This window comes from Bradyrhizobium sp. CCBAU 53340 (genome assembly GCF_015291645.1).
GTDB lineage: Bacteria > Pseudomonadota > Alphaproteobacteria > Rhizobiales > Xanthobacteraceae > Bradyrhizobium.
In genome coordinates this window covers 422,017-446,432 of the sequence record NZ_CP030055.1, presented here as the reverse complement: position 1 = coordinate 446,432, position 24,416 = coordinate 422,017, and the positions used below count along the sequence as shown (strand labels likewise).

The 24,416-nt window shown below is 64.0% G+C and carries 19 protein-coding genes; 4 read left to right on the top strand and 15 right to left on the bottom strand.

Annotated elements, in window-relative coordinates; translation table 11 throughout:
• Nucleotides 1–109: 109 nt before the first annotated feature.
• The 12 genes from XH89_RS02105 to XH89_RS02050 form a co-directional block, all read right to left on the bottom strand.
• A complete protein-coding gene (locus tag XH89_RS02105; protein ID WP_194465498.1) occupies nt 110–640 on the bottom strand; it encodes a hypothetical protein in 531 nt (176 codons plus the stop codon).
• A 33-nt stretch (nt 641–673) separates the two neighbouring features.
• The gene (lpdA, locus tag XH89_RS02100; protein WP_194465497.1) at nt 674–2,074 is read right to left on the bottom strand and encodes a dihydrolipoyl dehydrogenase; all 1,401 of its coding nucleotides are present in this window, start codon (nt 2,072–2,074) and stop codon (nt 674–676) included.
• Nucleotides 2,075–2,131: 57 nt separating this feature from the next.
• Nucleotides 2,132–2,893 (bottom strand): SDR family oxidoreductase, encoded by a 762-nt coding sequence (locus XH89_RS02095; protein WP_194468338.1) that lies wholly within the window; start codon nt 2,891–2,893, stop codon nt 2,132–2,134.
• Between the two features lie 55 nt (nt 2,894–2,948).
• Entirely contained in the window at nt 2,949–4,190 is a 1,242-nt protein-coding gene (gene odhB / locus XH89_RS02090) for a 2-oxoglutarate dehydrogenase complex dihydrolipoyllysine-residue succinyltransferase (protein WP_194465496.1), read from the bottom strand.
• A gap of 178 nt (nt 4,191–4,368) precedes the next feature.
• Nucleotides 4,369–7,326 (bottom strand): 2-oxoglutarate dehydrogenase E1 component, encoded by a 2,958-nt coding sequence (locus XH89_RS02085; protein WP_194465495.1) that lies wholly within the window; start codon nt 7,324–7,326, stop codon nt 4,369–4,371.
• Between the two features lie 135 nt (nt 7,327–7,461).
• On the bottom strand, nt 7,462–8,346 hold the full coding sequence (gene sucD / locus XH89_RS02080; protein ID WP_194465494.1) for a succinate--CoA ligase subunit alpha: 885 nt from the start codon (nt 8,344–8,346) through the stop codon (nt 7,462–7,464).
• Nucleotides 8,347–8,382: 36 nt separating this feature from the next.
• Nucleotides 8,383–8,862 carry a DUF1579 family protein gene (locus tag XH89_RS02075; RefSeq protein ID WP_194465493.1) on the bottom strand — a complete coding sequence of 160 codons (480 nt, stop codon included), beginning with the start codon at nt 8,860–8,862 and terminating at the stop codon, nt 8,383–8,385.
• A gap of 4 nt (nt 8,863–8,866) precedes the next feature.
• Nucleotides 8,867–10,063 (bottom strand): ADP-forming succinate--CoA ligase subunit beta, encoded by a 1,197-nt coding sequence (sucC, locus tag XH89_RS02070; protein WP_194465492.1) that lies wholly within the window; start codon nt 10,061–10,063, stop codon nt 8,867–8,869.
• Nucleotides 10,064–10,262: 199 nt separating this feature from the next.
• Nucleotides 10,263–11,231 (bottom strand): malate dehydrogenase, encoded by a 969-nt coding sequence (gene mdh, locus XH89_RS02065; RefSeq protein ID WP_128949093.1) that lies wholly within the window; start codon nt 11,229–11,231, stop codon nt 10,263–10,265.
• Between the two features lie 251 nt (nt 11,232–11,482).
• The gene (gene zapE, locus XH89_RS02060; RefSeq protein WP_194465491.1) at nt 11,483–12,667 is read right to left on the bottom strand and encodes a cell division protein ZapE; all 1,185 of its coding nucleotides are present in this window, start codon (nt 12,665–12,667) and stop codon (nt 11,483–11,485) included.
• 235 nt (nt 12,668–12,902) lie between these two features.
• Nucleotides 12,903–13,439 carry an RNA 2',3'-cyclic phosphodiesterase gene (gene thpR, locus XH89_RS02055; RefSeq protein ID WP_194465490.1) on the bottom strand — a complete coding sequence of 179 codons (537 nt, stop codon included), beginning with the start codon at nt 13,437–13,439 and terminating at the stop codon, nt 12,903–12,905.
• Between the two features lie 176 nt (nt 13,440–13,615).
• Complete coding sequence (locus tag XH89_RS02050; protein ID WP_194465489.1) at nt 13,616–14,251, bottom strand: arylesterase; 636 nt, start codon at nt 14,249–14,251, stop codon at nt 13,616–13,618.
• A 55-nt stretch (nt 14,252–14,306) separates the two neighbouring features.
• On the opposite strand from XH89_RS02050, the gene XH89_RS02045 reads away from it, so the two are divergent.
• The 4 genes from XH89_RS02045 to XH89_RS02030 all read left to right on the top strand — a co-directional run bounded on the left by XH89_RS02045 (nt 14,307) and on the right by XH89_RS02030 (nt 19,415).
• The gene (locus XH89_RS02045; RefSeq protein ID WP_194465488.1) at nt 14,307–15,029 is read left to right on the top strand and encodes an ABC transporter ATP-binding protein; all 723 of its coding nucleotides are present in this window, start codon (nt 14,307–14,309) and stop codon (nt 15,027–15,029) included.
• Complete coding sequence (locus tag XH89_RS02040) at nt 15,026–17,596, top strand: ABC transporter permease (RefSeq protein WP_194465487.1); 2,571 nt, start codon at nt 15,026–15,028, stop codon at nt 17,594–17,596. Before XH89_RS02045 ends, XH89_RS02040 begins: the two co-directional genes overlap by 4 nt.
• A gap of 283 nt (nt 17,597–17,879) precedes the next feature.
• The gene (locus tag XH89_RS02035) at nt 17,880–18,671 is read left to right on the top strand and encodes a Bax inhibitor-1/YccA family protein (protein WP_194465486.1); all 792 of its coding nucleotides are present in this window, start codon (nt 17,880–17,882) and stop codon (nt 18,669–18,671) included.
• A gap of 213 nt (nt 18,672–18,884) precedes the next feature.
• Nucleotides 18,885–19,415 carry a GNAT family N-acetyltransferase gene (locus XH89_RS02030; RefSeq protein WP_194465485.1) on the top strand — a complete coding sequence of 177 codons (531 nt, stop codon included), beginning with the start codon at nt 18,885–18,887 and terminating at the stop codon, nt 19,413–19,415.
• 109 nt (nt 19,416–19,524) lie between these two features.
• Here the strand turns inward: XH89_RS02030 and XH89_RS02025 are convergent, their stop codons facing one another.
• The 3 genes from XH89_RS02025 to acnA all read right to left on the bottom strand — a co-directional run bounded on the left by XH89_RS02025 (nt 19,525) and on the right by acnA (nt 24,212).
• Entirely contained in the window at nt 19,525–19,896 is a 372-nt protein-coding gene (locus XH89_RS02025; RefSeq protein ID WP_194465484.1) for a DUF2794 domain-containing protein, read from the bottom strand.
• Between the two features lie 598 nt (nt 19,897–20,494).
• A complete protein-coding gene (locus XH89_RS02020; RefSeq protein ID WP_194465483.1) occupies nt 20,495–21,274 on the bottom strand; it encodes a thioredoxin family protein in 780 nt (259 codons plus the stop codon).
• Between the two features lie 217 nt (nt 21,275–21,491).
• Nucleotides 21,492–24,212, bottom strand: a complete 2,721-nt coding sequence (acnA, locus tag XH89_RS02015) for an aconitate hydratase AcnA (protein ID WP_194465482.1) — start codon at nt 24,210–24,212, stop codon at nt 21,492–21,494.
• Nucleotides 24,213–24,416 lie beyond the last annotated feature (204 nt).

The following is a 24,416-nucleotide window of genomic DNA, read 5'->3' as shown; positions in this document are numbered from 1 at the left end:
CGTGGGCGGAGCCTCGAAGGATGAACGGCCGAGATGCAGCCGGGTCGTCGCCCTTCGAGGCTCGCCGAAGAGGGCGAGCACCTCAGGGTGACGGCGAGAGACAAAGCGCTCAGCGCGCTTCGTGCACGCTCTTGCGGAAGCGCTGGATCAGGCGGAGCGTGCGCGCGGACCAGCCTTCACCGTTGCCCTTGATCAGCTCGCGGATACGCCGCTTGATCGGCTCGACGATCTCGGTCGCCTTGGCACGCAGCTTCAGCACGAGCTCGTAGATCCGCTCGAACCAGTGCATCTCCAGCAGCTTGTCGCGCGTGACGTCGAACACGAAGGCGGTGACGCCGACGCCGAGCATCTTCGCGAACAGGATCGTGAAGACCGCGCTGGTCCAGTATTCATGCGTGAGCAGCCACAGGCCGACCAGCTTGAGCGGAAACAGCGGGATGATCGGGACGGCGAAGACGATCAACGTCATCGCCGGGGAGAGTGCATCGACGCGCTCCGCCAGCCATGCCTTGAACCGGGCGAGCGGAATCAGCGCGACAATCCGCGCGACGATCGGCTCGAGATGGTCCCACAGCCAGGCTTCGATCAGAAAGATGATCGCCAGCAGGACCCAGACCGGTTGAAGAAGGCGGCGCAGCATGTGTTTCCCGCCCGATTCGGCGCTGGGCGCGACCTACATATGGATGGCCCGCTTGCCGACTGCAAGCGCGGCTTCCTTGACGGCCTCGGAGCGCGTCGGATGAGCGTGGCAGGTGCGGGCAAGATCTTCCGCACTGCCACCAAACTCCATGAGAACGCAGGCCTCATGGATCATTTCGCCGGCCTCGATGCCGATGATGTGCACGCCGAGCACGCGATCGGTCTTCGCATCTGCGAGAATCTTCACGAAGCCATCAGTCGTCTGGTTGACCTTGGAGCGGCCGTTGGCGGTAAAGGGAAACTTCCCGACGGTATAGGCGACGCCGGCCTGCTTCAGCTCTTCCTCGGTCTTGCCGACGGAGGACACTTCCGGGGTGGTATACACGACGCCTGGGATCACGTCGTAGTTCACGTGGCCGGCCTGGCCCGCAATGACCTCCGCGACGGCGACGCCTTCGTCCTCGGCCTTGTGCGCGAGCATGGGACCTGCGACGACGTCGCCGATGGCATAAACGCCCTTCAGGCTGGTGGCGAAATGCGGGTCGATCTGCACGCGGCCGCGCGGATCGAGCGCGACGCCGGCTTCCTTCAGGCCGAGACCGTCGGTGTAGGGCACGCGGCCGATGCAGACGAGCACGACGTCGGCCTCGATCGTCTCGGCAGCGCCGCCGGCGGCCGGCTCGACCGTCGCCTTCAGCGTCTTGCCTGACGTATCAACGCCAGTGACCTTGGCACCGAGCTTGAACGCAAATCCCTGCTTCTCAAGGATGCGCTGGAATTGTTTTGCAATTTCGCCGTCCATGCCGGGCAGGATGCGGTCGAGGAATTCCACCACGACGACGTCGGCGCCGAGCCGCTTCCACACCGAGCCGAGCTCGAGGCCGATCACGCCGGCGCCGACGATCAGCAGCTTGCCGGGGACCTTCTCCAGCGACAGCGCGCCGGTCGAGGACACGATGCGCTTCTCGTCGATCTCGATGCCCTTGAGGCGCGCGATGTCGGAGCCGGTGGCGATGACGATGTTCTTCGTCTCGATCACCTGCGACTTGCCGTCGGCGGAGACTTCGACCTTGCCGGTGCCCAAGATCTTGCCGGTGCCCTTGAGCACGTCGACCTTGTTCTTCTTCATCAGGAACTCGACGCCCTTGACGTTGCCGTCGATGCCCTGCTGCTTGAAGTTCATCAACGCGGGCAAATCGAGCTTCGGCGCAGAGACGCTGACGCCCATCTTGGCGAAGGAGTGCCCGGCTTCCTCGAACATCTCGGAGGCATGCAGCAGCGCCTTCGAGGGCATGCAGCCGACATTGAGGCAGGTACCGCCGAGCGTTGCGTTCTTTTCGACCACGGCGACTTTCATGCCGAGCTGGCTGGCGCGCACCGCGCAGACATAACCGCCAGGTCCGGTGCCGATGACGACGAGATCGTAGGTAGCCATGAGAGAAAGTCCCGTAAGTTTAGCGTGATGAGGATGTGTCAGCGTCCGCGCGGCGCGTCAGCGTCCGCCGGACACATCGAGAATGGCTGAAGTGACGTAGGAGGCATCGTCCGACATCAGCCAGACGATGGCATTGGCAATTTCATCCGCAGTGCCGACGCGCTTCATCGGCACCATATGGGCCAGGCGATGATGCCGGTCGGGCTCGCCGCCCGAGGCGTGGATTTCGGTGTCGATCAGGCCGGGGCGGATCGCGGCGACGCGGATGCCTTCGGCCGCGACCTCATAGCCGAGGCCGATGGTGAAGGAATCGACCGCGCCCTTGGACGCGGCATAGTCGACATAAGTGTTGGGCGCGCCGAGCTTGGCAGCGACCGACGACAGGTTGACGATGACGCCGCCCTTGCCGCCGTGCTTGGTCGACATCCGCTTCACCGCTTCGCGCGCGCAGAGGATCGAGCCGGTGACGTTGACCGCCAGCACGCGCTGGATGCGCTCGGCCGACATTTCGTCGACGCGCACGCCGCTCTGGCCGACGATGCCGCCATTGTTGACGAGGGCGCCCAGCGTGCCGAACTTGTCGGCCTGCTTGAACAGGTCGATGATATCCCGCTCTTCCGCGACATCGCATTTCACCGCGATGGCCTTGCCGTTGCTGGCCTCGATCTGGCTGACGACCTCGTCGGCAGCCTTCTTGTTGCTGGCATAGCCGACCACGACGCGATAGCCGCGCGCGGCCGCCGCAATCGCGGTCGCCCGCCCGATGCCGCGGCTGCCGCCGGTGATGACAACGACTTTATCGGTCACGTCCGCCTCCATCATTCGACAAACGCCGTCGCCCATGCAGGCGACGGCGTCTTCAAAGCATCAGGAATCAGAGATCGAGTACCAGGCGCGCCGGATCTTCCAGACTTTCCTTGACGCGGACCAGGAAGGTGACGGCTTCCTTGCCGTCGATCACGCGGTGATCGTAGGACAGCGCCAGATACATCATCGGGCGGACCTCGATCTTGCCGCCGACGACCATCGGGCGATCCTGGATCTTGTGCATGCCGAGGATGCCGGACTGCGGCGCGTTCAGGATCGGGGTCGACATCAGCGAGCCGTAGATACCGCCATTGGTGATGGTGAAGGTACCGCCCTGCATCTCGTCGATCTTGAGCTGGCCGTCACGAGCGCGGCGACCGAAATCGGCAATGCCCTTCTCGATGTCGGAGATCGACTTGTGGTCGCAGTCGCGCACCACGGGCACGACGAGGCCCTTGTCGGTGCCGACGGCGACGCCGATGTGATAGTAGTTCTTGTAGATCAGATCGCTGCCGTCGATCTCGGCGTTGACGGCCGGGATGTCCTTGAGCGCCTGCACGACGGCCTTGGTGAAGAAGCCCATGAAGCCGAGCTTGGCGCCATGCTTCTTCTCGAACGCATCCTTGTAGTGGGCACGCAGCGCCATGACGTTGGTCATGTCGACCTCGTTGAAGGTCGTGAGCATGGCCGCAGTGTTCTGCACGTCCTTGAGGCGGCGGGCGATGGTCTGGCGCAGGCGGGTCATCTTGACGCGCTCTTCGCGGGCGGCGTCATCGGCCGGGGATGGCGCACGGACCTGCACGGCGGCGGCGGGTTGGTTGACCGGGGTCGGCGCGGAAGCCGCACGCTCGATCGCGGCCAGCATGTCGCCCTTGGTGACGCGGCCGTCCTTGCCGGAGCCCGGAACGGTCGAGGCATCGATGCCGGTCTCGGCGGAGAGCTTGCGCACGGACGGCGCGAGCGGCGCATCGGCCGGCGGCGCCTTGGCGGCGGACGCAGCAGCCGGGGCGGCAGCGGCAGGTGCCGGAGCAGCGGCGGGCTTGGCGGGCGCGGCCGCGGGCTTGGCAGCACCGGCACCGTCGGTGATCTGGCCGAGCAGCGCGCCGACCGCAACGGTGGCGCCATCGGCGGCGATGATCTCGCTCAGCGTGCCGGCGGAGGGCGCGGGGACCTCGATGGTGACCTTGTCGGTCTCGAGCTCCACCAAGGGCTCGTCGACGGCGACCGGGTCGCCAGCCTTCTTGAACCAGCGGCCGATGGTGGCCTCGGTGACGGATTCGCCGAGCGTCGGCACACGAATTTCAGTCATGGTCTTTTCCTTAAGGGATCGCAGTCGCGGACAGGAATTCCGATGTCACGGCCGGCGAAAAGCAGGCCACCCATCAAGCCGGGACGCATCGCATGCACGAGGACGTCACGTCTTGCTGGATGCCCCGCCCTCGTGCGCAAGAGCGCACTGGAGCGGGGCATGACGCAGTTCGAAAAGTTCAGCTCAGTGCTTCGTCCAGGAACGCCTTCAGCTGCGCCTGATGCTTGGACATCAGACCAGTGGCGGTCGCGGCGGAAGCGGCGCGGCCGACATAACGCGGACGCCGGCTCGCACCGTTCACCTGGTTCAGCACCCATTCCAGATAGGGCTCGATGAAGTGCCAGGCACCCATGTTGCGGGGCTCTTCCTGACACCAGATCACTTCCGCCTTCTTGAAGCGGGACAGCTCGGCCACCAGCGCCTTCAGCGGCACCGGATAGAGCTGCTCGACGCGCATCAAATAGATGTCGTCGATGCCACGCTTCTCGCGCTCCTCGTAGAGGTCGTAATAGACCTTGCCCGAACAGAGCACGATGCGGCGGATCTTCTCGTCCGGAGCGAGCTTGATCGGCTCGTTCGGCAGCATCTGGGCGTCATCGTACAGGATGCGGTGGAAGGTCGTTCCCTTCGCGAGCTCCTCGAGACGCGACACGGCACGCTTGTGACGCAGTAGCGATTTCGGTGTCATCATGATCAGCGGCTTGCGGATCTCGCGATGCAGCTGCCGGCGCAGCGCGTGGAAGTAGTTCGCCGGCGTGGTCGGATAGACCACCTGCATGTTGTCTTCGGCGCTCATCTGCAAGTAGCGCTCGAGACGCGCCGAGGAGTGCTCCGGTCCCTGCCCCTCATAGCCGTGCGGCAAGAGGCAGACGAGACCGGACATGCGCAGCCATTTGCGCTCGCCCGAGGAGATGAACTGGTCGAACACGACCTGCGCGCCGTTGGCGAAATCGCCGAACTGGGCTTCCCACAGCGTCAGCGTGTTCGGCTCGGCAAGCGAGTAGCCGTATTCGAAGCCGAGCACGGCTTCTTCCGACAGCAGCGAGTTGATGACCTCGTAATGGCCCTGCTCGTGGCCGAGATGGTTGAACGGCGTGTAGCGGCTCTCGTCTTCCTGGTCGATCAGGACCGAGTGGCGCTGCGAGAAGGTGCCGCGCTCGCAGTCCTGGCCGGACAGACGGACATGGTGGTTCTCGTTCAGCAGCGTGCAGAACGCCAGCGCCTCGCCGGTCGCCCAGTCGATGCCGTTGCCGCTCTCGATCGCCTTGGAGCGGTTTTCCAGGAAACGCTGGATCGTGCGGTGAACGCGGAAGCCATCCGGCACCTTGGTGATCTTGCGGCCGATATCCTTGAGAACAGGAAGATCGACGCCGGTGACGCCGCGACGGGCGTCCTCTTCCTGGTCGGCGATCTTGAAGCCCGCCCACTTGCCGTCGAGCCAGTCGGCCTTGTTCGGCTTGTAGGAGGTGCCGGCCTCGAACTCTGCATCGAGTCGGGCGCGCCAGTCGGCCTTCAGCTTGTCGACCTCGCCCTCGGTGACCACGCCTTCAGCGATCAGGCGCTTGGAGTAGAGCGTGAGGGTCGAGGGATGGGCCGCGATCCGCTTGTACATCACCGGCTGCGTGAACGCCGGCTCGTCGCCTTCGTTGTGGCCGTAGCGGCGATAGCACCACATGTCGATGACGACAGGCTTGTGGAACTTCTGCCGGAATTCGGTCGCGACCTTCGCGGCGAACACCACAGCTTCCGGATCGTCGCCGTTCACGTGGAAGATCGGCGCGTCGATCATCTTCGCGACGTCCGACGGGTAAGGCGAAGAACGGGAATAACGCGGATAGGTGGTGAAGCCGATCTGGTTGTTGACGATGAAGTGCACCGAGCCGCCGGTGCGGTAGCCCTTCAGGTCCGACAGGCCGAAGCACTCGGCAACGACGCCCTGACCCGCAAAGGCCGCATCGCCATGCATGAGCAGCGGCATTACAGAGATACGCATGTCGGGCGGATCGCCGTGCTGGTCCTGCTTGGCGCGGACCTTGCCGAGCACGACGGGATCGACGATCTCGAGATGCGAGGGGTTCGCGGTCAGCGACAGATGGATGCGGTTGCCGTCGAACTCGCGGTCCGAGGAGGCGCCGAGGTGGTACTTCACGTCGCCGGAGCCTTCGACCGCGTCAGGATTGGCCGAGCCGCCCTTGAACTCGTGGAACAGTGCGCGGTGGGCCTTGCCCATCACCTGCGTTAGCACGTTGAGACGGCCGCGATGCGGCATGCCCAGCACGATTTCCTTCACGCCGAGATTGCCGCCGCGCTTGATGATCTGCTCGAGCGCGGGAATCAGGGATTCACCGCCGTCGAGGCCGAAGCGCTTGGTGCCGGTGAACTTGGTATCGCAGAATTTCTCGAAGCCTTCGGCCTCGACCAGCTTCATCAGGATGGCGCGGCGACCTTCGCGGGTGAAGGAGATTTCCTTATCCGGACCCTCGATGCGCTCCTGGATCCACGCCTTCTGCGCGGCATTGCTGATATGCATGAACTCGACGCCGAGCGTCTGGCAGTAGGTGCGCTCGCAGATCGCGGTGATCTCGCGCAAGCTGCCGTATTCGAGGCCGAGCACGTGATCGAGGAAGATCTTGCGGTCGAAATCGGCTTCGCTGAAGCCGTAGGTGCGCGGGTCGAGCTCTTCGCGGTTGCGCTGGGCTTCGATGCCGAGCGGATCGAGCTTGGCGTGGAAATGGCCGCGCATGCGGTAGGAGCGGATCAGCATCAGGGCGCGGACGGAGTCGCGCGTGGCCTGAAGCAAGTCGGCGGAGGAGATGTCGGCGCCCTTGGCCTGTGCCTTCGCGGCGATCTTGCTGCCGACCGCCTTCTCGACCTCGGCCCAGTTGCCGTCGAGTGCGGAGGTCAGGTCGTCCTTCGGGGTCAGCGGCCAGTTGTCGCGCTCCCAGGACGGGCCTTCGGCGTTCTTCCGGACGTCAGCCGGCTGGTCGTTGAGGCTCTTGAAGAACTCCTGCCACTCGGCGTCGACCGAGGAGGGGTCCTTTTCGTAGCGGGCGTAGATTTCGTCGATGTAGCTGGCGTTGGTGCCCTGCAAAAATGATGACAGGGCAAAGGCTGCGTTCGCGTCCTGGCGAGACATACTGGGTTCCTGGCGATTTCGGTTCGCGCATAACAAACGGCGCTGGCGCCGAGCTCCCCGACAGGGCTCGACGCGACAGGCACCCTTTACCCTATTTGCTGCGAAACTTCGCCCGGAAAAGTACGAAGAAGTGAATTAGCCTTTCAACTTTTCGGCAAGCGTATGGCCGAGGCGAGCGGGCGACGGGGACACTGTAATCCCTGCAGATTTCATCGCTTCGGTCTTGGAACCGGCATCACCCTTGCCGCCCGAAATGATCGCGCCGGCATGGCCCATGCGGCGTCCGGGAGGTGCGGTCACGCCGGCGATGAAACCGACCATCGGCTTCTTGCGGCCGCGCTTGGCCTCGTCCTTGAGGAACTGGGCGGCGTCCTCCTCGGCGGAACCGCCGATCTCGCCGATCATGATGATCGACTCGGTCTTGGGGTCGGCCAGCAGCATCTCCAGCACGTCGATGAACTCGGTGCCCTTGACCGGGTCGCCGCCGATGCCGACCGCAGTGGTCTGGCCGAGGCCTTCCTGGGAGGTCTGGAACACGGCTTCATAGGTTAGCGTGCCCGAGCGGGAGACGATGCCGACCGAGCCGGTCTTGAAGATGTTGGCGGGCATGATGCCGATCTTGCACTCGCCGGCAGTCATGACGCCCGGGCAGTTCGGCCCGATCAGGCGCGACTTGGATCCGGCGAGCGAACGCTTCACGCGCACCATGTCGATGACGGGAATGCCTTCGGTGATGCAGACGATCAGCGGGATCTCGGCGTCGATGGCTTCGCAGATCGCATCCGCTGCGCCCGGCGGCGGCACGTAGATCACCGAGGCATCGGCGCCGGTCTTCTCGCGCGCCTCGCGCACGGTGTCGAACACCGGAAGGCCCAGATGCGTCGAGCCGCCTTTGCCCGGCGAGGTGCCGCCGACCATCTTGGTGCCGTAAGCAATCGCAGCCTCGGAATGGAAGGTGCCGTTCTTGCCGGTGAAGCCCTGGCAGATGACCTTGGTGTTCTTGTCGATCAGGATGGACATGAGGTCTGCTTTCGCGAAACTAACAGAGTGAGAGGGTCAGTGGATGCGGCGATAGATGCCGGTGAGCACGTCGGCCCAGCCTTCCGCATCCGGCGAGAACTGAATCTTCAACGAATAGGAGGAGTCGTCGATGATCTCGTAGACGTGGCGCGCATTGCCGCGGAGCGAGCCGCGCACCAGCGTCAGGGTGTTGCCGACCCACCCGCCGGAGGCGGGCGAGGGCGGCGTGTAGCCGAGCGAGTCGTACCAGAACAATTTGTAGGTCCGGTCGTCGCGGTCGAAGGTGAAGATGCCGTGGGTGGCGAAGCTCTGCTTGCCGTCGCGCATCTGGACACTGTCCTGGATCAGATAGAATCCGTTGAGGTCCATGCGCGCGACGACGTGCGAGGTGGCAGGTCCGCCTTGCGTCCATCGCGACGGAAAGACCACCTCTTCGCCATTCCATTCGCCGGCGAACGCGGCGAGGCGCGTATGCTCGATGAGCGGAGATGATGCGGCGAGATGGTCCTGGGCCATGGCGTTAGCCTCCCTTGACGGCCTTCACGATCTTCTGCGCGGCGTCGTCGAGATTGTCGGCCGGCACCACGTTCAGGCCGGATTCACGGATGATCTTCTTGCCGAGCTCGACATTGGTGCCTTCGAGACGAACCACCAGCGGCACGCTGAGGCCGACTTCACGAACCGCCGCCGTGACGCCCTCGGCGATCACGTCGCACTTCATGATGCCGCCGAAGATGTTCACCAGGATGCCCTTCACGTTGGGATCGGCGGTGATGATCTTGAACGCGGCCGCGACCTTCTCCTTGCTAGCGCTGCCGCCAACGTCGAGGAAGTTCGCCGGCGCCATGCCGTAGAGCTTGATGATGTCCATCGTCGCCATGGCAAGACCGGCGCCGTTGACCATGCAGCCGATATTGCCGTCGAGGGTGACGTAGTTGAGGTCGTACTTGGACGCCTCGATTTCCTTGGCGTCTTCCTCGGTCTCGTCGCGCAGCGCGAGCACGTCGGGGTGACGGAACAGCGCGTTGTCGTCGAACGACACCTTGGCGTCGAGCACGCGGAGCTGACCCTGCTTGGTCACGACCAGCGGGTTGATCTCCAGCATCGACATGTCCTTGGCGACGAAGGCAGCATAGAGCTGCGCGGTGAGCTTTTCGGCCTGCTTGGCGAGATCGCCGGAGAGCTTCAGCGCATTGGCGACGGTGCGGCCGTGATGGCCCATGATGCCGGTCGCGGGATCGACCGAGAAGGTCACGATCTTCTCAGGACTGTTGTGCGCGACGTCCTCGATGTTGACGCCACCTTCGGTCGAGACGACGAAGGAGACGCGCGAGGTCTCACGATCGACCAGGATCGAGAGATAGAACTCCTTGTCGATGTCCGAGCCGTCCTCGATGTAGAGGCGGTTGACCTGCTTGCCGGCCGGGCCGGTCTGCACGGTCACCAGCGTGGCGCCGAGCATCTGCTTGGCGAACTCGGAGACCTCGGCGGCCGACTTGGCGATGCGCACGCCGCCCTTGTCGCCGGCCGAGGCTTCCTTGAACTTGCCCTTGCCACGGCCGCCGGCATGGATCTGGCTCTTCACCACATAGACCGGACCCGGCAGCGCCTTGGCGGCGGCTTCCGCGTCGCTCGCTTTAAGGACCGGAACGCCCTTGGAGATCGGCACCCCGAACTCACCCAGCAGCGCTTTGGCCTGATATTCGTGAATATTCATATGGTCGCTCCCTGAACCCGCGGGCGGTGACCCCATGGGCCCACCTCAGTCTTGTGGCTGGCATACCATATACCACAGGAACTGCAACCCGGATTCTTTGACATCGAAATCGTGGACCAGACCCCACCCCGGTCATCAGGGGTCCGGAAGTGAAACCGCCGAAGACCGGGTTTCGGTCTTCGGCGGAATTGTTTGTGCCTTAGCGGCCGAGAAGATCGGGTGCGATCTTCTTGCAGGCATCGACCAGGCCCTGCACCGCGCCGACCGACTTGTCGAACGCCTCGCGGTCCTTGCCGGCGAGTTCGATCTCGACGACGCGCTCGACACCCTTGGAGCCGATCACGACGGGCACGCCGACATACATGTCCTTCACGCTGTACTCGCCGTTCAGGTACGCGGCGCAAGGTAGGACGCGCTTCTTGTCGCGCAGATAGCTCTCGGCCATTGCGATGGCCGAGGCCGCCGGCGCATAGAAGGCCGAACCGGTCTTCAGCAGGTTGACGATCTCGGCGCCGCCGTTGCGGGTGCGGTCGACGATCTCGTCGAGGCGCGCCTGCGAGGTCCAGCCCATCTTGACGAGGTCGGGCAGCGGAATGCCAGCGACGGTCGAGTACTTCACCAGCGGCACCATGGTGTCGCCATGGCCGCCGAGCACGAAGGCGGTGACGTCTTCGACCGAGACGTTGAACTCGTCAGCCAGGAAGTAGCGGAAGCGCGCGGAGTCGAGCACGCCGGCCATGCCGACGACCTTCTTGTGCGGCAGGCCCGAAGCCTTCTGCAGCGCCCAGACCATCGCGTCGAGCGGATTGGTGATGCAGATGACGAAGGCGTCGGGGGCGTACTTCTTGATGCCGGCACCGACCTGCTCCATGACCTTGAGGTTGATGGAGAGGAGGTCATCGCGGCTCATGCCCGGCTTGCGCGGCACGCCGGCGGTGACGATGCAGACCTTGGCGTTGTCGAGGGCTTCGTAGGAGTTGGCGCCGGTATAATGCGCGTCAAAACCATCGACCGGCGAAGACTGCGCGATGTCGAGCGCCTTGCCCTGCGGCACGCCCTCTGCGATGTCGAACATCACGACGTCGCCCAGCTCTTTCAGGCCGATGAGGTGAGCCAGCGTTCCGCCGATCTGGCCGGAGCCAATCAAAGCAATCTTGTCGCGCGCCATGTGAACCTGTCCTTTAGACACGTGAGGAGGGAAAAACTGAATGGGTGGTTATCCCTTTCGCTTCCCCCGTTCAAGTCGGTGGATGCCCATTTGTCGGGCTTGGCGCGATAGCAACCAGCATACCCCGTCTGTCATTCCGGGACGCGCCGACAGGCGCAGGCCCGGAATCCATCAGGCGAAGAGTCCGAGGCACGATGGATTCCGGGCTCGCGCTCCGCGCGCCCCGGAATGACAGCGCTGACAAATAGGACTTAAGTCTCCACCAGACCCTTGGTGGAGCCGCTGGCAGTGGAATCCTTGCGGCCGTGAGGCAGCGCCAAATAGGATTCCGAGCTCATCTCGATCAGGCGCGAGGCGGTCCGCTTGAACTCCATCGCCTCGGTGCCTTCGGCGGCGAGGTAGAGCGAGATCGGATTGGCATCGGCCGAGGCCATCAGCTTCACGGCATTGTCATAGAGCGTGTCGATCAGCGTGATGAAGCGCTTGGCGGCGTTGCGCTGGGAGAAGTCCATTACTGGAATATGGTCGACCAGGATGGTGTGATAGTCGTGCGCCAGCCTGAGGTAGTCGGATGCACCCAGTGGCTTCTCGCAGAGATCGGCGAAGCTAAAGCGCGCGACACCATGGGCCGAGCACGGCACGTGCAAGATGCGGCCCTTGATCTTTATGTCGCGCGACTTGCATTTGGCGTTGCCGGTCATCTTCGCCCAGGCGCGATCGAGTGCGGCCTGCGCATCGCCATCCGCCGGCGTCAGCCACATCGGCACGCCCTGAAGCTTCTCCAGCCGGAAGTCGGTGCGCGCGTCCAGCCGCGTCACGTCCATGTGGTCGGTGATCTGCTTGATGAACGGCAGGAACAGCGCGCGATTCAGGCCGCCCTTGTAGAGATCGTCGGGCGCGACGTTGGAGGTCGCGACCACGACGGTGCCGAGCTCGAACAATTTTGCGAACAGACGTCCGAGGATCATCGCGTCCGCGATGTCGGTGACGTGGAATTCGTCGAAGCAGAGCAGCCAGCTCTCCTCGAAGATCGCATGCGCGGTCAGCGCGATGACGTCGCCGTCCGGAATCTGGCCGCGCGCGATGCTCTGGCGATAATCGTAGATGCGCTCGTGCACGTCGGCCATGAATTCGTGGAAATGCGCGCGACGCTTGTGCTCGACATCCGAGTGCTGGAAGAACAGGTCCATCAGCATGGTCTTGCCGCGGCCGACCTCGCCGTGGATGTAGAGCCCGCGCGGCGCCTCGTCCTTGTCGTTGCTGAACAGGCGGGCAAGCAGCCCCTGCTTGCGCTTGGGGCTGTAGTTCGCGAGCCGCAGGTCCAGCGCCGTATAGGCTTCGGCGACTTCGGCCTGCGCGGCATCGGCCTCGATCGCGCCGGAGGCGATCTCGGCCTGATACGCTTCGCTGAAGGAGGAATTCGGAGTGGAGAGCATCGCCCTTTACCGCCAGAGACCGGCGGAAATTGCAAGCCGTCAATTGGTGCGGGGCGCTATGCGTTCCGTGTCCCGGGCGCGCTGCAGCGTGAAACGCTGCTGCGCAGAACCGGGACCCCTGTTTCGTACATCGATCGCTGAGAGATGGGCCCCGGCTCTGCAGCGCACCGCCATAGTGCGTCGAAGACGCGCGTAAACGCGCTTATGCCGCTGCGCAGCGTCCGGGGCACGAGAGCTATTCACACAGCTCGTAGGCGTCCTCGACGACATACGGTCCGCCGCCGGTCGATGCGCGCGAGGAGAACAGCACGAAGCGCTCGGCCATGAACGCCTTGCTCGGGAAGTAGCCGCGGATCGAGAGATAGTCGGCGACGTCGCGGTCGGAGGCGTCGTGCAGCCGGGCCAGCGTGACGTGCGGGATGTACTTGCGTCCCTCCGGATCGAGGCCGATCCGCTGCATCATGCGCTCGAGCTCGGCCTGCAATTCCATCAGCGGCTTGCTCGGCGCAATCGTCGCAACGACGGCCCTCGGTTTGCGGCCGCCAAAACTCGTCAGCCCCTGCACCTTCACTTCGAACGGCTTGCGGTCGACGCGAAACAGCATCGATGCGATCTCGTTGGCGGAGACGCCATCGATGTCGCCGATGAAGCGCAAGGTGACGTGATAATTTTCGGGATCGATCCACCGGGCGCCGGGAAGGCCGCCCCTCAAGTTGGAAAGCGACTGGCCGATCTCGGCCGGAATTTCCAGACCAGTGAACAGACGCGGCATCGTTTCGCACTCCCGATGCTTGGGTACAGTCCGTGCGAAGCAAGGACCCTATCCAAATTAGAGCCGGCGACGAATCACCGGTACCCTGATTCCTATCGCAGTTGTGTGACTCTGCGAAGTGTTGCCGAGGCTACACCGGGAAAACCCTGGGTGTTAGGGTTAGCATTGCCTGCTGTTCAACGGCGTTGCTCGCCGATCGTGCGCACGAATGCCTCCACCGTGGGCAGCATCTTGTCGACGACGATGTCCACGCCTTCAGCGGTCGGATGAATGCCGTCGGCCTGGTTGAGCTTCGCGTCGGCTGCAACGCCGTCGAGAAAGAACGGATAGAGCGGGACGTCGAACTGTTTCGCCAGTTCCGGATAAATCGAATTGAAGCGCGCGCCATAGTCCGCGCCGAAATTCGGCGGCGCCAGCATGCCACACAGCACCACGGCGATCTTGCGCGCCTTCAGACGCTGAACGATGTCGGTCAACGCCGCCCGCGTCAAGTCGGGGTCGATGCCGCGCATCGCATCGTTGGCACCGAGCTCGACGATGACGCCCTCGGTTCCCTCGGGCACTGACCAGTCGAGCCGGTCGCGGCCGCCGGAGGAGGTGTCGCCCGACACCCCAGCATTGGTCATCTCAACCTCTATGCCTTTGGCCTGCAAGGCTTTTTGAAGCTTTGCGGGAAACGCATCCTGGGCCGGCAGGCCAAGGCCGGCACTCAAGGAATCACCGAGGACGACAAGCTTGATCGGTCTTGCCGCGTCCGCCCAGGCCGGACGCGCGAGCGTCATCAAAGCGAGCATCAACACGGCTATGTGCATGAACAATCCGTAACGCCTCTCGACCGCGCGTGCGGAGTTGCCATATGACCGGACCATGGACAGTCGCATCGAAACCTCTTCGCTCGCCGGCACGACGCCGGACACCATCGCCATCTCCAACGTCAATCTGTCATTGGGGTCAGGGGCGGCACGCGTTCACATCCTCAAGGATATCAGCTTGCGCGTCAGCTCGGGCGAGACGATCGGCCTGATCGGCCCGTCAGGCTCGGGCAAATCCACGCTGCTGATGGTGATGGCGGGGCTGGAGCGTCCTGATAGCGGAGAGGTGGTGGTGTCGGGCACGCCTTTCAATGCCCTCGACGAGGACGCGCTGGCCCGCTTCCGCGGCCGCCAGGTCGGCATCGTCTTCCAATCCTTCCATCTGATTCCGACCATGACGGCACTGGAGAATGTCGCGGTGCCGCTCGAGCTCGCCGGCAACCCTGATGCCAGCAAGCGCGCAGCCGAAGAACTGCAATCGGTCGGGCTCGGCGATCGCCTGCATCATTATCCGACGCAGCTCTCCGGCGGCGAGCAGCAGCGCGTCGCGCTCGCGCGCGCGCTGGCGCCCGATCCCGCTATCCTCGTCGCGGATGAACCGACCGGCAATCTCGACGAGGCGACGGGCAAGCAGATTATCGACCTGCTGTTCACCAAGCATGCCGAGCGCGGCATGACCTTGGTGCTGGTGACGCACGATTCCTCGCTCGCGCATCGCTGCGATCGCGTGATCCGGCTGCGCTCCGGCCGCATCGACACGCAGACAACCAACGCATGAGCATCGCCGTCGAACCGTTTGCAAAGCCGAACGGCGTCGCGCTGTCGCTGCGCTATGCCTTGCGCGAATTGCGCGGGGGCCTGCGCGGCTTCTACGTCTTCATCGCCTGCATCGCGCTGGGCGTCATGGCAATCGCCGGCGTCGGCTCGGTGTCGGCGAGCCTCTCCGATGGTCTTGCACGCGAGGGCCGCACGCTGCTCGGTGGCGACGTGTCCTTCGTGCTGTTCCAGCGCGAGGCAAAACCCGAAGAGGTCGCCTTCCTGCGCTCGCGCGGCAGGGTCTCGACCGCAGCGACGCTGCGCGGCATGGCGCGCTCGGCCGAGGGCAAGCTGGCGCTGGTCGAGATGAAGGCGGTCGACGACACCTATCCGATGCTGGGACAGTTGACGCTGGCACCACAGCTGCCGCTGAGCGATCTGCTCGCGGAGAAGGACGGCGCGTTCGGCGCGGCTGCCGACCCGGCGCTGCTGGCGCGGCTGTCGTTGAAGGTTGGCGACCGCGTCACCATCGGCTCGGCGACCTTCCAGATCCGCTCGAGCGTCGAGGCCGAGCCCGACAAGCTCGCCGGCGGCATCGGCTTCGGCCCGCGCTTCCTGATCAGCGAGGCGGCCTTGCGCGCCACCGGGCTGGTCCAGCCCGGCAGCCTGGTGCGCTGGGTGTATCGCGTGAAGCTGCCGGAGACAGCAAACAGCGAGCGCGCCACCGAGGCTTTCATCGCGGATGCGCGCAACGCCGCGCCAGAGGCCGGCTGGGAGGTGCGCAGCCGCTCCAATGCCTCGCCGCAACTCGAGCGCAACATCAGCCGCTTCACCCAATTCCTGACCCTGGTCGGCCTCGCCGCACTCCTGGTCGGCGGCGTCGGCGTCGCCAATGCCGTGAAGAGCCATATCGACCGCCGGCTCGAGGTGATCGCGGCCTTCAAGGCCGTCGGTGCCACCGGGCGCGATGTTTTCGGCATCTATCTTGCGCAGGTCGTTTTGCTGGCCTCGATCGGCTCGGTGATTGGCCTTGCGCTTGGCGCGGCGATGCCGTTCGCCATCGTCGGCCTGTTCGGCAAGCTGTTGCCGCTGCCGGTGGTGCCGGCGGTGCATGAGGGCGAGCTGGCGCTGTCCCTCGTCTACGGTCTCCTGACCGCGCTCGCCTTCGGCCTGTGGCCGCTCGGCCGGGTGCACGACGTGCCGGTTGCGGCACTGTTTCGCGACACCATCGCGGCGGAATGGCACCGGCCGCGCCTGGGCTATCTCGTCTTCATGGGTGTCGTCGTCGCGCTGCTGGTTGCGGTCGTGATCGGCCTATCCTTCGACAAGCGCATCGCCGCGGTGTTCGTGGTCTCCTCGGTGGTCGTGTTCGCGGTGCTGCGCGGCGTTGCCGGCCTGCTGATGGCCATCGCGCGAAGACTGCCGCGCACGCGCTTCACCATGCTGCGGCTGGCGATCGCCAACATCCACCGGCCCGGCGCGCTGACGCCGTCGGTCGTGCTGTCGCTGGGGCTGGGCCTCGCCGTGCTCGTCACCATCACCCAGATCGACGGCAATCTGCGCCGGCAGTTTCTTGCCGCGCTGCCCGACCGCGCGCCGTCGTTCTACTTCATCGACATTCCGAGCACGCAGGCCGCTCCCTTCGACGATTATCTCCGCCAGATCGCCCCGGGCGCGAAGGTCGAGGACGTGCCGATGCTGCGCGGGCGCATCGTCGCCGCGCGCGGGGTGCGCGCCGAGGACCTCAAGCCCACAACCGATTCCGAATGGGTGCTGCAGAGCGATCGCGGCCTGACCTATACCGGCGAGCTGCCGAAGGGTTCCAAGGTGGTCGAGGGCGAATGGTGGGGCGCCGACTATTCCGGCCCGCCGCTGGTCTCGATGGAGAAGAAGATCGCCGACGGCCTCTCCCTCAAGCTCGGCGACGAGATCGTGGTCAACGTGCTCGGCCGCGACATCCCGGCCAGAATCGGCAATCTACGCACCATCGACTGGCAGGGGCTCGGCATCAATTTCGTGCTGGTGTTCTCGCCCAACGCCTTCAAGGGCGCGCCGCACACCCACATCGCGACGCTGACGGAGGCCGGCGGCGATGCTGCTAGCGACGGCAAGATCATCAAGCAGGTGGCGGATGCCTATCCGATGGTGACGAGCGTGCGCGTGCGCGAGGTGATGGAGACGGTCGGCTCGGTCGTGACCAATCTCACGCTCGCGATCCGCGGCGCCAGCGCCGTGACCCTGATCTCCGCGATCCTGGTGCTGGGCGGCGCCCTCGCCGCCGGCCATCGCCACCGCGTCTATGATGCGGTGATCCTGAAGACGCTGGGCGCGACGCGGCTGCGGCTGCTCGGCGCCTATGCGCTCGAATATCTGCTGATCGGGCTCGCCACCGCGGTGTTCGGCGTGATCGCCGGCAGCATCGCGGCCTGGATGATCGTGACGCGGCTGATGACGCTGACCTTCGTCTGGCAGGCTGCAAGCGCGGCCGGCGTGGTGGCAGCCGCCCTGGTCGTCACCGTCGGGCTCGGGCTCGCCGGCACGCTGCTGGCGTTGAACAAAAAGCCCGCCACGGTGTTGCGGAATTTGTGACAAAAGGTAGCGGATGACAGCGCGGGACCGAAATCGCGCGATTCCCGCGAATTAACCACGTCTGCCTGTCAGGTTCTCGTCAGGAACACGCGTGGAGGGCGACATTCGGCCGCGCGTGGACGGTTGCAGCGAATGTGTTAGTTTCCCACATATCGGATGGGTTCGGAGCCCCGATTGTTAGCCAAAATTAATGTCGGCAGACATCGGTATCCGAGATAGAATTTGACGAACCGGCGGCATGGCAACCCCTGTGCCGGACCGGACAACCAACGGGAATTCGACCATGTCGGACCTAGACCGCAATTACGCTTCTCCTTTCGGCAGGGCCGCCGGGCGTGTTGACGCCGCGACGGTCGACGCCGGTCTGCGCGCCTACATGCTGCGCATCTACAATTACATGAGCATTGGCCTTGCCATCACCGGCCTTGCCGCGCTCGGCGTTTACATGGCTGCCGTGACTGACGTTCCGACCCCGGAAGCCGTCCGCGTCGGCAAGCTGTTCCTGACGCCGTTCGGCTACGCGATGTTCGTGAGCCCGCTGAAATATCTGTTCATGCTGGCGCCGCTCGCCATGGTGTTCGTGATCTCGGCCGGCATCAACCGTCTGGCACCCTCGACCGCCCAGATCCTGTTCTGGGTGTTCTCGGCACTGATGGGCGTTTCGCTGTCGACCATCTTCCTGGTCTACACGCATGACTCGATCGTGCGGGTGTTCTTCATCACCGCGGCGACGTTCGGTGCGCTGAGCCTCTACGGCTACACCACCAAGCGTGACATGAGCGGCATGGGCTCGTTCCTGTTCATGGGCCTCATCGGCATCATCATCGCGAGCCTGGTGAACCTGTTCCTGGCCAGCACCGCGCTGCAGTTCATCGTCTCGGTGGTCGGCGTGCTGGTGTTCGCGGGCCTCACCGCCTGGGATACGCAGCGGCTGAAGAACGAGTACATCTACGGCTATGCTTCGGCCGGCGGTGACATCGCCGAGCGCGCGGCGATCTCAGGTGCGCTGTCGCTGTATTTGAACTTCATCAACCTGTTCACGCTGCTGCTGCAGCTCCTCGGCCAGCGCGACTAAGCGCAAGACCTCGAGGGAACGGATACGAACCCCGGCCGCAAGGCCGGGGTTTTTTGTTTGCCCGCAGCCCCTCCCCGTCATTGCGAGCGCAGCAAAGCAATCCAGAGTCCCTCCGCGGATGCATTTCTGGATTGCTTCGCTGCGCTCGCAATGACGATGTGGAAACTGCGTTGCCTCTTCCAGCCGCCGCGAGGACACTCTAATCTTGCCTCCATGTCCGCACCCGAAATCAGGCCTACGCTTGAGGCCGACCTCCCCGCCATCACCGCCATCTACCAGCAGGCCGTCCGCGAGGGCACGGCGACATTCGAGCTGGATCCGCCCGATCTCACCGAGATGACGCGTCGTTATCGCGCGCTGGTCGACGGCGGCTATCCCTATTTCGTCGCTGTGATCGACGGCAGCATTGCCGGCTACGCCTATGCCGGCGCCTACCGGCCGCGCCCGGCCTACCGCTTCACGGTCGAGAACTCGATCTATCTCGATCCGAGCTTCCACCGCCGCGGTATCGGCTCATTGCTGCTGGAGCGGCTGATCAAGGAATGCGAGGCGCGCGGCTTCCGCCAGATGATCGCTGTCATCGGCGATTCCGCCAATGCCGGCTCGATCGGCGTGCACACCAGAGGCGGCTTCAAGATGATCGGCACGCATCCGAATGTCGGCCTGAAGTTCGGTCGCTGGCTCGACACGGTGATGATGCAGCGGGATCTCGGTGAAGGCGCGAGGACGGTGCCGGCGAAATAGGTCTCGTAGGGTGGGCAAAGCGGAGCGTGCCCACAATCTCGGCGATCATTAAGAGACCGTGGGCACGGTGCTTTGCGCCTTTGCCCACCCTACGGCACCGGCCGTGTGGTTAGACCACCGCCAGCTTCCGATCGATCACCAGCAGCACGCGCTCGAGCTCGTGACCGCGGCGCAGGATCAGGCCGGTCGCGGAGATCACACTGTACATGCCCTGCTTGCGGGCGAGCCGCGGATCTTTCTCGATACGGTAGATCGGCACTTCGGAGGCCCGGCGGAAGACCGAGAACACCGCGCGGTCTTTCAGGAAGTCGATCGCATAGTCGCGCCACTCGCCGTCGGCGACCATACGGCCGTAGAGATTGAGAATTCGGTGCAGCTCAAGCCGGTTGAACGTCACCCGGTTCGGCTGGGTATTCGCAGCGGCGGGGCGCGCCACTGCGCGCTGCTCGCTCGGATCGGCATCCTCCGACGTCAAACTCATGGGGCGCCTCCTCATCGTCGGCATGACCGGCTCCGCGAAAGACCGTCCCCGGAACCGCGGATCATGACACCTGCATGATTGCGCCAACTGTTCCCCGCCGCAAGGGGCTGTTGGCCACATGGGGACCAAGGTTCAGCCCGGCGGCGGCCAGCGAATCATGACACACGCCACGGTGGAACTTCTCAGCGGCAAACCGTCACGGGATCGTTAGCAGGAATCACAGGATCGCCGCTTTTCCGCCCATCGCCTGCCGCCCTGCACTGCGAAAAGACGTGTGTGCGTTGACCCGGTCCTTTCGGTTCCGGATTCCTCAGCCCCCAGCCCCCCGGGGTCGAACAGGATCGGGTCTGTACGCGCGACAAGGAGGGCCAACGCGAGTTGGTCCTTTTTTGTTTGTGGCGGTGTGTCTCCGCCGCCGTGCATTCCCTCATCCCAGCGCGAAGACTTTCACCCCTCATCCTGAGGAGCCGCGCTCCTTGCGCGGCGTCTCGAAGGATCGAGGCCCGGATGCAACAGCGCGGGCCTTTCATGGTTCGAGACGCGCGCAAGAGCGCGTTCCTCACCATGAGGAGATCGAGCGAAACTTACTGTCAGAGAATCAATGCAGCGACGTGTACGCCGCGCCCAGCATCGGACCGGGCCTCTCGCGGCTGCCGTCCTGGACGTAAACCACTGCGCCGTCGACGCCATCGCGTGACGTCAAATTCTCGAGCGGCACGGTCCAGCTTTCCGGATGTCCGTTCCAGTCACCGACCTTGAGCAGATTGCGTACGACATTGTGGTAGGTGATCTGCTGTCCGCGGTTCTCGCCGCGGCCGATCTCGATCGGCACCGATTTCGCGATCGAGCAGATCCAGACCTCGCCATGCGAGACCGTCGGTTCCTTGCTCGCAGCGACCGACACGTTGATCTGCTTGCCGGCGAGCGACATCGTCACCGGCACGCTCATCACGCCCGCACCCATGTCGGTCTTGCCGATCGCATTTTCGATGCCGGCGCGATCACTGCCGATCACATGCGTAGCGCCGTTGACCACGACCTGTGGCGTATAGACCTCGCGGTCGCCGCGCATGCGTGAATAGGCGCGCTGCCGGGCCGAGAAACGCGAGTCCGCCAGCGTGTCCTTCCAGCCGAGATAATCCCAATAATCAATCGGCATGCTCAGCGCGATGATCGAGGGATCCTTGGCGAGGTCGCCGATGACCTTGTCGGCAGGCGGGCAGGACGAGCAGCCCTGGGAGGTGAAGAGTTCGACCACTGCGCGGGGATCGGCTTCGGCGGGACGGATGACCGCGACGATCACGCAGATGCCGAGTGCTCCCGACCAAAGTGCCCCGGACCAGCGCGAAACGAAATTAGAAGCCATCATTCCAGTCATGTCGAACGTCACACATGGTCACTCGTTGGGACAGATCTTATCGCCTGATGGTCACCGTAGTCTTACAGGCGCGGTACATTCAACCGTCCTGGGCGGGATTTCCCGGACGGGCCCATCTGAAACATACCGCAAAACGTACGAAGGCGGCCTTTTGATAGGCCGCCTTCGTTTAACCTTCTACTCACGTCGCGGTGAGCCAGTGTTCACAAATTCGCGCTTAAGCCGCGAGCTTGCGCAGCACATAGTGCAGAATACCGCCGTTCCGGTAGTAGTCGAGCTCGTCCAGCGTATCGATGCGGCAAAGCAGCGAAACGCGCTGCAACGAACCGTCGCTGGAGACGATCTCCGCGGTCAGCTTCTGGCGCGGCTTGAGGTCGCCGACGAGGCCGCGCAGCGTGACCTTCTCGTCGCCCTTGAGGCCGAGCGACGACCAGGAGGTGCCTTCCTCGAAGGTCAGCGGCAGCACGCCCATACCGACCAGGTTGGAGCGATGGATGCGCTCGAAGCTCTGGCAGATCACGGCGCGAACGCCGAGCAGACGCGTACCCTTCGCGGCCCAGTCGCGCGAGGAGCCGTTGCCGTATTCGGCGCCGGCGAACACCACCAGCGGCACCTGCTCCTCTTGGTACTTCATCGCGGCGTCGTAGATCGACATCTGCTCGCCGTCGGGCCAGTGCTTGGTCAGACCGCCTTCAGGGATGTTGCCGTCGGCGCCCTTCAGCATGAAGTTCTTGATGCGGATGTTGGCGAAGGTGCCGCGCATCATGACTTCATGGTTGCCGCGACGCGTGCCGTACTGGTTGAAGTCGGCGGGGCGCACCTGGTGCTCGCTGAGATATTTGCCGGCGGGCGAGGTCAGCTTGATCGAACCGGCCGGCGAGATGTGGTCGGTGGTGATCTTGTCGCCGAACATGGCGAGGATACGCGCCTCGACGATGTCGGTGACCGGCTCCGGCTCCTTCTTCATGCCTTCGAAATAGGGCGGGTTCTGCACATAGGTCGAAGACATGTTCCAGCGATAGGTCTCGCTCTCGGTGGTCTTGATCTTGCGCCAGTTGGTGTCGCCCTTGAACACGTCGGCATACTTCTTCTTGAAGATCGACGCGGTCACGAACTTCTTCATGAAGGCGTTGATCTCCTTCGTCGTCGGCCAGATGTCCTTCAGGTACACCGGCTTGCCGTCCTTGCCTTCGCCGAGCGGCTCGGTGGCGAGATTCTTGGTGACGCTGCCGGCGAGCGCGTAGGCGACGACCAGCGGCGGCGAGGCCAGATAGTTCGCCTGCACGTCGGGCGAGACGCGGCCTTCGAAGTTGCGGTTGCCGGAGAGCACGGCGGCCGCGACGACGCCGTTGTCATTGATCGACTTCGAGATCTCCTCAGGCAGCGGGCCGGAATTGCCGATGCAGGTGGTGCAGCCGAAGCCGACCAGGTTGAAACCGACCTTGTCGAGGTCGGGCTGGAGACCGGAATTGGCGAGATATTCGGCGACCACCTGGCTGCCCGGGGCGAGCGAGGTCTTCACCCACGGCTTGGCCTTCAGGCCTTTCGCCGCGGCGTTGCGCGCGAGCAGGCCGGCACCGATCAACACGCTCGGATTCGAGGTGTTGGTGCAGGAGGTGATCGCGGCGATCACGACGTCGCCATGGCCGATATCGAAGTTCTTGCCGTCGACGGCAAAGCGCTTGGCGCCGTCAGTGGCCTTCTTGTATTCGCTGGTCATCGCAAGACCAAAACCTTCGGCAACCGAGGGCAGCGCGATGCGGCCTTCGGGGCGCTTCGGGCCGGCCATCGAGGGCACGACATCGCCGAGATCGAGCGTCAGCGTTTCCGTGAACACCGGATCGGCCGACTTGGCGGTGCGGAACAGCCCTTGCGCCTTCGCATAGGCCTGCACCAGCGCGACGCGCGCCGAAGCGCGGCCGGAGGTCTTGAGATAATCGAGGGCCGCGGCATCGACCGGGAAGAAGCCGCAGGTCGCGCCGTATTCGGGGGCCATGTTGGCGATCGTCGCCTTGTCGGCGACCGAGAGATGGTCGAGGCCGGGACCGAAGAACTCGACAAACTTGCCGACGACGCCGAGCTTGCGCAGCATCTGCGTGACGGTCAGCACCAGGTCGGTCGCGGTGACGCCTTCCTTCAGCGCGCCCTTCAGCTTGAAGCCGACGACGTTGGGCAGCAGCATCGACAGCGGCTGGCCGAGCATGCAGGCTTCCGCCTCGATGCCGCCGACGCCCCAGCCGAGCACGGCGAGACCATTGACCATGGTGGTGTGGGAGTCAGTGCCGACCAGCGAATCCGGATAGGCGACCTCGAAGGTGCCGGTCTTCTTGCCGACCGTCATCTTCTCCTTCTTGGTCCAGACCGTCTGGGCGAGATATTCGAGATTGACCTGGTGGCAGATACCCGTGCCGGGCGGCACGACGGAGAAGTTCGAGAACGCCTTCTGGCCCCACTTCAGGAACTCGTAGCGCTCCTGGTTCTGCTTGTACTCCTCGGTGACGTTCTTGCCGAAAGCCTTGTTGTCGCCGAAGAAGTTCACGATCACGGAGTGGTCGATGACGAGGTCGACCGGCACCAGCGGGTTGATCTTCTCGGCATCGCCGCCGAGCCTCTGCATCGCGTTGCGCATCGCGGCGAGGTCGACCACCGCGGGAACGCCGGTGAAATCCTGCATCAGCACGCGGGCCGGGCGGAACGCGATCTCATGCTCCAGCGACTTCTTGCGCAGCCATTTGGAGACCGCGACGATGTCTTCCTTCTTGACCGAGCGGCCGTCCTCGTTGCGCAGCAGGTTCTCGAGCAGGACCTTCATCGAATAGGGAAGTTTCGAAATTCCCTTCAGACCATTCTTCTCGGCCGTGGGCAGGCTGTAATAGACATAGGTCTTGGCGCCGACCTTGAGGGTCTTTTTGCATTTGAAGCTGTCGAGCGAGGTCATGTAGGAAATCCCAATTGTTAGTTATACCCGGCAGGGTATTTTAACACCGTCAGCGAAGCAGGCTGGGTCGCTTGCAGGGGCAGGTTGAGTTGCTGCATCAAGTAGTTCCGGGCTTATAGAAGCTTTCTAACCGCGCCGCCACAGCCACAATCGAACCCCAGCAAGTCGCGAGCCAAAAATTCTGATGCGCTACCCTAAGATTTC